We start from the raw sequence: 12,412 nt of genomic DNA, 5'->3' as shown, positions 1-12,412 counted from the left end.
AGGTGTTACGGTTATGGATGGATCAACCGGTTTCGCAAATCCTTAATTCTCGATTTACGATAAAAATAGGTGTTAATCTGGTCACGCCATTCCCTGGCATTTATTAGCTGTTTTTCCAGACGCTGGCGCACCTCAAGGAAAATATCGTCGTCGATTTTGCTCTCCAGCGTTTGCCACTCTTGTAAATAGGCTTCTACCTGACTGGCACCGCTGAAGTGGCTATCATAGATATGCTGAATTAACGTTTTCCCTGAGGGCAAAACGTGGCGATATTGAAGATGGTGGAAAAAGAGCAGCAGTTCCTGCGGACAACGATGCGGGTTGTTAAACATCTGGCCGTTAAGAGGGTGATACTGTTTGGTATAGCCTGTCCCGCGGGTATGCGTTCTGTCTACCCCAAGGCCATAGCGGTCTGCGTAGTGGTAGGTGCCCCAACAGCTGTACTCGTAACCGTCCACAGAGGGGCCGTAGTGATGATGAGGCTGTACCATCCAGCCGACACCGAGCGGTGCGGTATAATTCTCGTAGGTCTGCCAACTGCTCAGGAGCATTTGACTGACCGTTTTGACTACCTGCGGGTCGGTTGAAAAGGTGAGCTGGCACCACTCTTCGGCAAGCCCGCGTTCATCTATTTGTGGATCCCAGAGAAGTCGACCGTAACCATAAAGATTAGCCTGAGCGAGCGGATGCCCTGTCCAGTAAGGACTGTCACCGGTATTCACGACAGCCGTAATCCCGCTGTGCAGCATGTTGTGCTGTGAATTCCCGCTCAGGATGTCAGTTATCGATTCGTTATGCTCCCCGGGACGGGTGTCAAAGTTAAGAATGGTTTTCCACTGTGGAACCAGCCAGCAGAGATCGATCTGCTGTCCGGTATATTCCTGGGTAATTTGCAACTCCATAACTTTGTTGGTATTCAGCATACTGCCCAGAAGCGGGGATACCGGTTCGCGTACCTGGAAGTCCATCGGTCCGTTTTTTATCTGCAGGATCACGTTCTCGTCGAACTGACCATCCAGCGGCGTAAAATGTTCCCAGGCTGATTTTGCGCGATCGGTCGTCCGATCAAACCATTGTTGCTGGCAGTTATAGACGAAGCAGCGCCAGTAAACGACGCCTCCCCTGGATATTAGCGTGCGGGCAAGCATGTTAGCGCCGTCGGCGTGGGTGCGCTGATAGGTGAAGGGGCCGGGTCGGTGTTCCGAGTCTGCTTTAATAATGTATCCACCAAAATCGGGGATGTGCTGGTAAATTTTATGCGCGCGGTTTTCCCACCAGGCAATAACGGAGGTATTGAGCGGATCTGCCGTATCAAGGTCACCTTCTTCAACAGGCGCAGCAAAATTGATGCTCAAAAAAAACCGGATAGCGTACTGGCGGAAAATAGCGGCCAGGCCTGACACTTGTGGGAGAAGCTCATCGTTGATCAATGCGGTTTCATGGTGATGAACGTTGACGTTATTAATGGCAATGGCATTAATACCGATACTGGCCAACAGGCGGGCGTAATTATGCAGCCGTTGCGGATCGTAATCGATGCGATTATTGCGAAAGAAAAAGGAGCGTCCGGCATACCCCCGCTCAATGGTGCCATCCATATTATCCCAATGATTAATCATACGGACAGCGAAGGCGGGTTTTTCAGTTATAATTAAGGGATAGTGTGAGGGAATTTCACGGTGGCGTAGCAAATGAAACCAGGCGTAAAGCAATCCTTGCCAGCCGCTTGCCGCAATGAAAATTTTATTTTCCATAATATTAATTGTATATTGTTCAGCATCCTGCGAGACGTCCTCTGACAACGTGAATTCAAGCGAAAGGTTGTTTGTTTCATTTGAAAAAAATACGTTATCGTTTAACGCTTTTATTTCAGAACAAAGCGTTACCTTCACCGGATGGTCCATTTCTGGAAGGTGAACGTACTGAAGATAGTGTTGAAGCCAATTTTCGCGCCTGTTAATGGGAAGCCAGCAGCGGCTTAGGTTAGCCGTTGGCGTATTAAAATTCAGTGTCGTCATAGAATCAATTCCTGTCTACCATACAAGTATCTCTATATTAGGTTTTACAGGGAATAAATCTATTATAAAAATCGACTATTGAATTATGAGAATTCTTTTTCTGATAATCGATCACATTTTTAGATATTTGATGATAAGCGTAAGGAAAATAATGATATGTATTTATATATGTTTACTATCAATAACGTTGGGGTGTAATAGTGGAAAAGGCCTGATAAAAATTACGCCTCTTCGCGCATTTGCCGGAACAGCGGAGGAAAGTTATATCTTGTCTATCTCAAAGTGCAGGTGCGCTGGCTTTACACATTCCTGCAATTCAAATTACTCAGCAGTCGTCGTGGTCAGATGACGTCGATTTCGTCAACGGAGGGGTAAATCCAGCTTGGCCGGAATGGCATGGCATCAATATCGTCAAGCGTGGAGACGCCAGAGAGAACCAGAATGGTTTCAAGACCCGCCTGGAAGCCCGCGAGAATATCGGTGCGCAGGTTGTCGCCTACAATCACTGTCTCTTCAGAGTGAGCCTGCATTTTGTTCAGGGCGGCACGGACGATCCACGGGCTGGGCTTACCGACAACAAACGGTTTGCGCCCTGATATTTTTTCGATACCGGCACATAGCGCGCCGCAGGCTGGATAAAACCCCCGGCCGTGGCTGTCCGGGTTAGTGGCGATAAAACGCGCACCGTTAGCAACAAAGTAAGATGCTTTGTGCATCATCTCCCAGTTGTAGGAACGCGTTTCACCTACGATCACAAAGTCTGGGTTCACATCGGTGATGGTAAAGCCCGCTTTATAGAGTTCGTGGATCAGCGCGCCTTCGCCGACCACGTAAGCCTTTTTCCCTTCCTGACGCTTGAGGAAATCGGCGGTGGCCATTGCGGAAGTATAAAATACGCTGTCCGGTACGTTTACGCCCGCCGTGGCAAAGCGGTTTGCCAAATCCTGACCGGTTTGGGAAGGGTAGTTCGTGAGAAGAACCAGTGGCATTCCTTTGTCAATGATGCGGTTTAAAAATTCCGCAGCACCCGGCACGGCAACGTTATCGTGCATCAGCACGCCGTCAATATCACAAATTACATTCTTAATAGTCATGGACGTTCCGACATCAGAAAAAGAAGGCGTTACTATAAGATCCGATTAGGATTCCAGCAAATGCTGCAGCAGAATACCGTTGAGCATAGCGCGTTTAACCAGCGCAAAGGCGCCAATCGCAGAGCGATGATCGAGCGTTGAACGCACCACCGGTAAGTTCTGGCGAAACGCTTTCAGCGCCTGGGTGTTAATACAGCCGTCAATTGCCGGTAATAACACTTTTTCTGCTTCGACGATCTCACCGGCGATCACCACTTTTTGTGGGTTAAACAGGTTGATGGCAATGGCGATGGTTTTACCCAGTTGGCGTCCAACCTGCTCAATCACTTCGCTGGCCAGCGCATCGCCTTTGTTTGCCGCTTTGCAAATAGCGCCGATTTTACAGTCGTCCAGCGTAACGCGGCTTTGGTAGCCTTGTTCCAGCAGATGGCGGACGCGATGCTCTATAGCCGCGTTGGCGGCAACGGTTTCAAGACAGCCAAAGTTACCGCAGTGGCAGCGTTCGCCGAGGGGGTCAACCTGGATGTGACCAATTTCGCCCACATTGCCATTGCGGCCAATAAAAATGCGACCGTTGGAAATAATGCCTGCCCCCGTACCGCGGTGAACACGCACCAGGATAGAGTCTTCGCAATCCTGGCTCGCACCAAAAAAGTGCTCGGCCAGCGCTAAAGAGCGAATATCGTGTCCCACAAAGCAGGTGACTTTAAAGCGCTTTTCCAGCGCAACCACCAGCCCCCAGTTCTCGACCTGAATGTGCGGCATATAACGGATCACGCCACTTTCCGGATCAACAAGGCCCGGCAAAATTACCGAAATAGCGATAAGTTCACGGATCTTGCGCTGACAGTTTTCCATAAACTGCGCGATGGTGTTCAGCAACGCGTGTTCGAGCGTTTCCTGAGTACGCTCTGGTAGCGGATAGTGTTCTTCGGCAATGGCTTTACTGCTCAGATCGTAGAGCGTCAGCGTGGTGTCATGACGTCCCAAACGGACGCCAATCGCCTGAAAATTGCGGGTTTCGGTAATGATTGAGATCGCGCGGCGACCGCCGGTGGAGGCTTGCTGGTCGACTTCTTTGATCAGGCCGCGCTCAATAAGCTGGCGTGTAATTTTTGTCACGCTGGCGGGAGCAAGCTGGCTTTGTTCGGCTATCTGAATGCGTGAGATTGGCCCGTGTTGGTCAATCAGGCGATAAACTGCCGCGCTGTTAAGTTGTTTAACGAGATCGACATTACCGATTTGAGCTTGTCCGCCTGGTGTCATACTTTTACTTACTCAGTGACGACCTCGTTACCATTAACGATGGTCTTAATGATTTTAAAATCCTGTGTGAATGCGGTCAGGTTTGCAACCATACCTGGTGCAATACCGCCCAGTTGTTTATCCACGCCAATAGCACGCGCCGGATAAAGCGTTGCCATACGCAGCACTTCATCAAGGGCAATTCCGCAATGCTCGACGAGGTTACGCACCCCTTCAATCATGGTTAACGCTGAACCGCTCAGCGTACCGTTTTCATCCACACAGAGTCCGTTGCGGTAGTATATTGTTTTACCAGCAAAAATGAACTGTTCAATATTTGCCCCTGCCGGTGCGGTTGCATCGGTCACCAGGCACAGCTTATCGCCTTTCAGACGCTTGGCGTTGCGGATGTTGGTGTAATCAACGTGTAAGCCATCGGCGATGATGCCGCAATAAACATCAGGCTCGTCCAGAATCGCCCCGACCAGGCCCGGCTCGCGACCGGTAATATAAGGCATGGCGTTGTAAAGGTGTGTCGCAAAAGTGATACCTGCGCGGAAACCGGCTTTGGCTTCTTTTACCGTCGCGTTTGAGTGCCCTGCTGAAACGATGATGCCAGCCGCTGCCAGTTTGCTGATAACGTCAGTGCCTGCTATTTCCGGTGCCAGCGTCACTTTGGTGATAACGTCGGCATTCGCACACAGGTAATCGACGAGGTCGGCGTCGGGTTTACGCACGTAATCGGGGTTATGCGTGCCTTTCTTGACCATGTTCAGCCACGGTCCTTCCAGGTGCAGGCCCAGCGCCTGATGAGGATATTTTGTCAGGTATTCACGCATGACGTGAATACCTTGTTTCATCAGCGCATCGCTGCTGGTGATGAGAGTTGGCAGATAGCTGGTGCAGCCCGATTTTTCGTTGGCTTTCTGCATGATTTTCAGCGTTTCAACCGTCACCGCTTCTGCGGTGTCATTAAACTGCACCCCGCCGCAGCCGTTAAGCTGTACATCAATGAAACCGGGGGAGATCGTTGCTCCACTGAGTGAGCGCAGTTCCATCTCCGGCGGCAGTTCTGCCAGCGGACAAACTCGTTCAATCAGGCCATTTGCGACAACAATCGCATGGTCATCCAGAATTTCATGGCCGGTATAAATCCGACTGTGGGTTAAAGCGTACATAACGACCCCCGGTATAAAAATGGCGACCGCCCCTGCGTCAGGGGCGGCAATTCAATTACAGACCTTTAATATTTTCTGCTTCTAACTCGTTGAAGTATTTCAGCGTTTTCACTTTCAGTTCCATCGTCGACGGTTCGTCACACACGACGACTGCTTTTGGATGCAACTGCAGACAACTGATGGTCCACATGTGGTTAACGTTGCCTTCAACGGCGGCCTGGAGCGCCTGCGCTTTTACGCCGCCCAGCACCAGAATCATCACCTCTTCGGCATCCAGAAGGGTACCTACGCCTACGGTCAGCGCGTATTTTGGAACCTGATTCACGTCGCCATTAAAGAAGCGAGAGTTTGCCACGCGAGTGTCATGGGTCAGCGTTTTAATACGGGTACGGGAGGCCAGAGAAGACGCAGGCTCGTTAAACGCGATGTGACCATCGTTGCCCACTCCACCCATGAAAAGGTGGATTTTACCGTAGGAACGAATTTTTTCTTCGTACTGACGGCATTCTGCGTCAATATCAGGTGCGTTACCATTCAGCAGATTGATGTTTTCAGCCGGAATATCAACGTGATCGAAGAAGTTGCGGTGCATGAAGCTGTGGTAGCTCTCTGGATGTTCTTTCGCTAAGCCTACATATTCATCCATGTTGAAGGTGACAACATGCTTGAAGCTAACCTGGCCCGCTTTGTGCATTTCAACCAAAGCTTTATACGCGGTCAGCGGCGTACCGCCGGTTGGAAGGCCAAGAACGAAAGGACGATCGGCGGTAGGTTTAAAGGCATTAATGCGGTTAACGATATGGCGAGCAGCCCATTTACCGACTTGTTCGGCTGTTGCCAGGGGGATCAGTCTCATTATTCACCTCAAAAGTTTATGTAAAAGAGTGGGCGGATGATTTCTGCTGCCTGAACTAAGCGTAACCTGGAACCTTTCAGGCCGGATCAATCCGTCTTGATTTTTTGAATGATAAAATAAGTTTTCGCTCTTAGCCAGTGTAAGGGAGGATTGTTAACGATATTTGGTGACAAAAATCACAAAAAACACGCGTTTAATTTGCGATACGAATTAATTTTTCACACACTCACCTTGCCATGAATCATAAGCCGTATCTATAGGTTAGTGACACAATAAAAACACAGCTGAGAATGCGCCTGAAACGGGGTCTCATAGGGGGAAGAAAGTGAGTATTCTAGGTTATTTACAGAAGGTTGGACGGGCGCTTATGGTGCCGGTTGCCACGCTGCCCGCGGCAGCGATATTAATGGGCGTCGGTTACTGGATTGACCCGGTTGGCTGGGGTGGAGACAATGCTTTAGCGGCCTTCTTCATTAAGTCTGGTTCCGCCATTATCGACAATATGTCCGTCCTGTTTGCCATTGGTGTAGCTTATGGAATGTCCAAAGATAAAGACGGTGCTGCGGCGCTGACCGGTTTTGTGGGCTTCCTGGTGCTAACCACGCTCTGTTCCCCGGCTGCGGTTTCCATGATCCAGAAAATCCCGGCGGACCAGGTTCCTGCTGCGTTCGGTAAAATAAACAACCAGTTCGTGGGTATTCTCGTCGGTATTATCTCTGCGGAACTGTACAACCGCTTTAGCAGCGTTGAGCTGCCAAAAGCGTTGTCGTTCTTCAGCGGCCGTCGTCTGGTGCCCATTCTGACCTCCTTCGTGATGATCGTGGTGGCCTTTATCCTGATGTACATATGGCCGGTGATTTTTGACGGCCTGGTGAACTTCGGCGAGCAGATCCAGAAATTAGGCTCCGTCGGTGCAGGCGTGTACGCATTCTTCAACCGCCTCTTAATTCCGGTTGGTCTGCACCACGCGCTGAACTCCGTATTCTGGTTCGACGTCGCCGGTATTAACGATATCCCTAACTTCCTCGGGGGCGCACAGTCCATCGAAGCCGGTAACGCGGTTGTGGGAATTACCGGTCGTTACCAGGCGGGCTTCTTCCCTATTATGATGTTCGGCCTGCCGGGGGCGGCGCTGGCTATTTACCATTGCGCGCGTCCCGAGAACAAAGCGAAAGTGCTGGGGATTATGATGGCGGGTGCGTTTGCTGCCTTCTTTACCGGTATCACCGAGCCGCTGGAATTCTCCTTCATGTTCGTTGCGCCAGTCCTGTATGTGATCCACGCCGTGCTGACCGGTATCTCGGTGTTCATCGCTGCCAGCATGCACTGGATTGCGGGCTTCGGCTTCAGCGCTGGTCTGGTGGATATGGTGCTCTCCTCGCGTAACCCGCTGGCAACCCACTGGTGGATGTTGATCCCACAAGGTCTGGTCTTCTTCGCCATTTATTATGTGGTGTTCCGCTTCACTATCACCAAATTCAACCTGATGACGCCGGGTCGTGAACTGGCCGTGGCCGGTAGCGAAGCCGATGGTCAGGACGTGAACGTGAGCGGTGCGCAGGATCAGGATGTTTCTGGTCTGGCACGTCAGTACATCGCGGCGGTGGGGGGGTCTGATAACCTGACCGGCATTGATGCCTGTATCACTCGCCTGCGTCTGAACGTGAAAGACTCTTCGCTGGTGAACGAAGCGCTGGCAAAACGTCTGGGCGCCTCCGGCGTAATCCGTCTGAACAAAACCAGCGTGCAGATTATCGTAGGCTTCGTGGCAGAGAAAATCGCCAATGCGATGAAAACCACCGGCCCGGTCGCTGCGGCGCAAGCCTCTGCGGCACCGGCCGTCGCACCCGCTGTTACTCCTCAGGCGGTGCCCAATGCAACGACCATCGCTGCGCTGGTTTCTCCGGTGACTGGCGAAGTTGTTGCCATTGAGCAGGTCCCTGATGAAGCGTTTGCCAGTAAAGCGGTTGGCGACGGGGTGGCGGTGAAACCAACGGAAAAAACTGTGGTATCGCCAGCGGCCGGCACCATCGTGAAAATTTTCAACACCAATCACGCGTTCTGCCTGGAAACAGAAAAGGGTGCGGAGATCGTTGTCCATATGGGTATCGATACCGTTGCGCTGAACGGCCAGGGCTTTACCCGCCTGGTGGAGGAGGGGACTGAAGTGGTTGCAGGTCAGCCGGTTCTGGAAATGGACCTCGACTTCCTGAACGCCAATGCGCGCTCGATGATTAGCCCGGTTGTTTGCAGCAATATCGACGACTTTAGCGGCATGGTCATCCAGGCGAAAGGTCAGGTGGTTGCGGGTCAAACCCCACTGTATGAGATCAAAGGCAAGTAATCGCTCCTGAGTTGAGTTCATGCCTTAAGCGGCGGGGGAGAACCTCCGCCGCTTTTTTATGAGTAACGCTTTTTCCGTTATATAAGGGTTGTCTCTTCGTCCTGCTTATAAGATCATATGCCGTTATACGTTGTTACGCTTTGAGGAATCCACGATGAGTGAGGCAGAAGCCCGCCCGAGTAACTTTATTCGTCAGATCATCGATGAAGATCTGGCCAGTGGTAAGCACACCACAGTTCATACCCGCTTCCCGCCGGAGCCGAACGGCTACCTGCATATCGGGCATGCGAAATCGATCTGCCTGAACTTTGGCATTGCCCTGGACTATCAGGGGCAGTGTAATCTGCGTTTCGATGACACCAACCCCGTAAAAGAAGACATCGAATACGTTGAGTCCATCAAGAACGACGTACAATGGCTGGGCTTCAACTGGTCGGGTGATATCTGCTACTCCTCTGACTATTTTGATCAGCTGTACGCCTATGCGGTTGAGCTTATCAACAAAGGTCTGGCGTATGTTGATGAACTGTCAGCGGACGAAATTCGTGAATACCGCGGCTCGTTGACCGCGCCGGGTAAAAATAGCCCGTACCGCGATCGCAGCGTAGAAGAGAACCTGGCGCTGTTTGAAAAAATGCGCGCCGGTGGCTTCGAAGAAGGCAAAGCGTGCCTGCGTGCCAAAATCGATATGGCCTCTGCGTTCATCGTGATGCGCGATCCGGTTCTGTACCGTATTAAGTTCGCCGATCACCACCAGACCGGCAATAAGTGGTGCATCTACCCGATGTACGACTTCACCCACTGCATCAGCGATGCGCTGGAAGGTATTACGCACTCCCTGTGTACGCTGGAGTTCCAGGACAACCGTCGTCTGTACGACTGGGTGCTGGATAACATCACCATTCCTGTGCATCCGCGTCAGTACGAGTTCTCTCGTCTGAATCTGGAATACACGGTGATGTCCAAGCGTAAGCTGAACCTGCTGGTGACCGATAAACACGTTGAAGGCTGGGACGATCCGCGTATGCCGACCATCTCTGGTCTGCGTCGCCGTGGCTATACCTCTGCGTCTATTCGTGAGTTCTGTAAGCGCATCGGCGTCACCAAACAGGACAACACCATTGAGATTGCTTCACTGGAATCCTGTATTCGTGAAGATCTGAACGAAAACGCGCCGCGCGCGATGGCCGTCATCGACCCGGTGAAGCTGATTATTGAGAACTACCCGCAGGGCGAGAGTGAACGGGTGACCATGCCTAACCATCCGAGCAAGCCGGAAATGGGGAGCCGTGAGGTGCCATTCAGCGCTGAGATCTGGATCGACCGTGCAGATTTTCGCGAAGAAGCGAACAAACAGTACAAGCGATTGGTGCTGGGAAAAGAAGTGCGTCTGCGTAACGCCTATGTGATTAAAGCTGAGCGCGTTGAGAAAGATGCAGAAGGTCATATCGTTACCATCTTCTGTTCCTACGATGCAGAGACCCTCAGCAAAGATCCCGCAGATGGACGTAAAGTGAAAGGCGTGATCCACTGGGTGAGCGCAACGCACGCGCTGCCGGTAGAAATTCGCCTGTACGACCGTCTGTTCAGCGTGCCTAACCCTGGCGCGGCGGATGATTTCCTGGCGACCATTAACCCGGAATCACTGGTTATCAGGCAGGGTTTCGCTGAGCCGTCTTTGCAAGCGGCTGAAGCCGGTAAAGCTTTCCAGTTTGAGCGTGAAGGTTACTTCTGTCTGGACAGCCGTTACAGTACTGCTGAAAAACCCGTGTTTAACCGTACCGTGGGCCTGCGTGATACCTGGGCTAAGATCGGCGAATAATACTCCCGGACGGGTCAATGAGAAACAAACGTCGCACAGAGCGGCGTTTTTTTATTTAACGATCATGCCATTAGCGGACGGCATAAATAAAGTTTTCAGGGAGTGCTGGTCAATGTGGTGCTACTTATTTCATACGAAAAAAGTTTGCGCATTCAGCGAAAGACATCTTGCCAATAATTCAGCATTCTTATCTGCTGAATTTTCCTTAAAATAGCCATTAGTCCCTGTAAACGCTTGTATTGCTGCAAGTGTTACAAAGCGCTACCAATTATGTGCACTTCGTCATAATCCTGATGTTTACTCGCTAAAAAGCATTGATAATTCGCGTCGCGAAAAATAACCTAAAGGCGGTAGTTATTTTGCGGGTATTCGAACTACCTCTGACCATCAGGTCTTTTATATTTTCGCCGTTTAAGGCGCTTGAATTCGTCAAAGAGGAATAATCTATGCGTACGTTCAGTGGCAAACGTAGTGCGCTGGCGCTGGCTATAGCCGGTGTGACAGCGATGTCGGGCCTGATGGCTGCACCAGAGGTAAAGGCTGAAGGCTTCATCGATGATTCTACCCTCACGGGCGGTATTTATTATTGGCAACGTGAACGTGACCGTAAAGACGTTACCGATAACAAATATAAAACCAACCTTTCTCATTCCACCTGGAACGCCAACCTGGATTTCCAGTCTGGTTATGCCGCGGATATGTTCGGTCTGGATATTGCCGCATTTACGGCAATCGAAATGGCGGAAAACGGCGACAGCGGACACCCAAACGAAATTGCATTCTCCTCCAGTAATAAAGCCTATAAAGAAGACTGGTCCGGAGATAAAAGCGGTGTCAGCCTGTATAAGGCCGCGGCGAAATTCAAATACGGCCCGGTATGGGCGCGCGCGGGTTATATTCAGCCAACCGGTCAAACGTTGTTAGCGCCACACTGGAGCTTTATGCCTGGTACCTATAAGGGGGCGGAAGCGGGGGCCAATTTTGACTACGGTGCTGCAGGTGCGTTGAGCTTCTCCTATATGTGGACCGACGAGTACAAAGCGCCGTGGCATATCGAAATGGACAACTTCTACCAGAACGATCAAAAAACGAAGGTGGAATACCTGCATTCGTTAGGCGCGAAGTACGATTTTAAAAACGATCTACTGCTTGAAGCGGCGTTTGGTCAGGCTGAGGGCTATATTGATCAGTACTTTGCAAAAGCCAGCTACAAATTCGATATTGCGGGTAGCCCGTTGAGTACCAGCTACCAGTTCTACGGTACGCGCGACAAGGTGAGTGACGGTGGCGTAAATGATATTTATAACGGCACCGCATGGTTGCAGGCGCTGACCTTCGGCTATAAAGTCGGCCAGGTTGACCTGCGTCTGGAAGGAACATGGGTGAAGGCCGAAGGGCAGCAGGGTTACTTCCTGCAGCGTATGACGCCAACCTACGCCTCCTCAAACGGTCGTCTGGATATCTGGTGGGATAACCGTTCTGACTTCAACGCCGACGGCGAAAAAGCGCTCTTCTTCGGCACGATGTATGACCTGAAAAACTGGAATCTGCCGGGCTTTGCAGTGGGTGCCTCTTACGTTTACGCCTGGGATGCGAAACCGGGTGATATGGCGACGCCGGATGCGTACTACGATCCAAACTATCGTTTGAAAGAGTCCGCATACAGTCTGGATGCTGTTTACACCCTGCAGGATGGCCGAGCGAAAGGCACAATGTTCAAGCTGCACTTCACCCAGTACGACAACCATTCCGACATCCCGAGCTATGCGGGCGGCTACGGCAACATCTTCCAGGATGAACGTGACGTGAAATTCATGGTTATCGCGCCATTCACCATTTTCTGATGAACCCGAGG

8 protein-coding genes are annotated in these 12,412 nt (G+C 51.2%); 3 read left to right on the top strand and 5 right to left on the bottom strand.

The features are described from left to right. Positions 1–11 precede the first annotated feature (11 nt). From NL510_RS16285 to nagB, 5 genes are all read right to left on the bottom strand, one after another. Positions 12–2,018: an alpha-glucuronidase gene (locus tag NL510_RS16285; protein WP_253378144.1), complete on the bottom strand. Its 2,007-nt coding sequence runs from the start codon at positions 2,016–2,018 to the stop codon at positions 12–14. Positions 2,019–2,359: 341 nt separating this feature from the next. Continuing rightward, positions 2,360–3,112, bottom strand: coding sequence for a ribonucleotide monophosphatase NagD (gene nagD / locus NL510_RS16280; RefSeq protein ID WP_253378143.1), 753 nt, complete (start codon positions 3,110–3,112; stop codon positions 2,360–2,362). A gap of 45 nt (positions 3,113–3,157) precedes the next feature. Continuing rightward, on the bottom strand, positions 3,158–4,378 hold the full coding sequence (nagC, locus tag NL510_RS16275; protein WP_253378142.1) for a DNA-binding transcriptional regulator NagC: 1,221 nt from the start codon (positions 4,376–4,378) through the stop codon (positions 3,158–3,160). An 8-nt stretch (positions 4,379–4,386) separates the two neighbouring features. After that, positions 4,387–5,535 carry an N-acetylglucosamine-6-phosphate deacetylase gene (gene nagA, locus NL510_RS16270; protein WP_253378141.1) on the bottom strand — a complete coding sequence of 383 codons (1,149 nt, stop codon included), beginning with the start codon at positions 5,533–5,535 and terminating at the stop codon, positions 4,387–4,389. Between the two features lie 55 nt (positions 5,536–5,590). Further along, positions 5,591–6,391, bottom strand: a complete 801-nt coding sequence (gene nagB, locus NL510_RS16265) for a glucosamine-6-phosphate deaminase (protein ID WP_253378140.1) — start codon at positions 6,389–6,391, stop codon at positions 5,591–5,593. A gap of 325 nt (positions 6,392–6,716) precedes the next feature. Here nagB and nagE point away from each other — a divergent pair, with 325 nt between their 5' ends. From nagE to chiP, 3 genes are all read left to right on the top strand, one after another. Beyond that, entirely contained in the window at positions 6,717–8,735 is a 2,019-nt protein-coding gene (gene nagE / locus NL510_RS16260) for an N-acetylglucosamine-specific PTS transporter subunit IIBC (RefSeq protein WP_253378139.1), read from the top strand. A 154-nt stretch (positions 8,736–8,889) separates the two neighbouring features. Continuing rightward, complete coding sequence (gene glnS, locus NL510_RS16255; RefSeq protein ID WP_253378138.1) at positions 8,890–10,557, top strand: glutamine--tRNA ligase; 1,668 nt, start codon at positions 8,890–8,892, stop codon at positions 10,555–10,557. A gap of 446 nt (positions 10,558–11,003) precedes the next feature. Then, on the top strand, positions 11,004–12,401 hold the full coding sequence (gene chiP / locus NL510_RS16250; protein ID WP_253378137.1) for a chitoporin ChiP: 1,398 nt from the start codon (positions 11,004–11,006) through the stop codon (positions 12,399–12,401). Positions 12,402–12,412 lie beyond the last annotated feature (11 nt).

It is taken from the genome of unidentified bacterial endosymbiont (assembly GCF_918797525.1).
Lineage (GTDB): Bacteria > Pseudomonadota > Gammaproteobacteria > Enterobacterales > Enterobacteriaceae > Enterobacter.
This window is presented reverse-complemented; position numbering and strand designations above follow the sequence as displayed.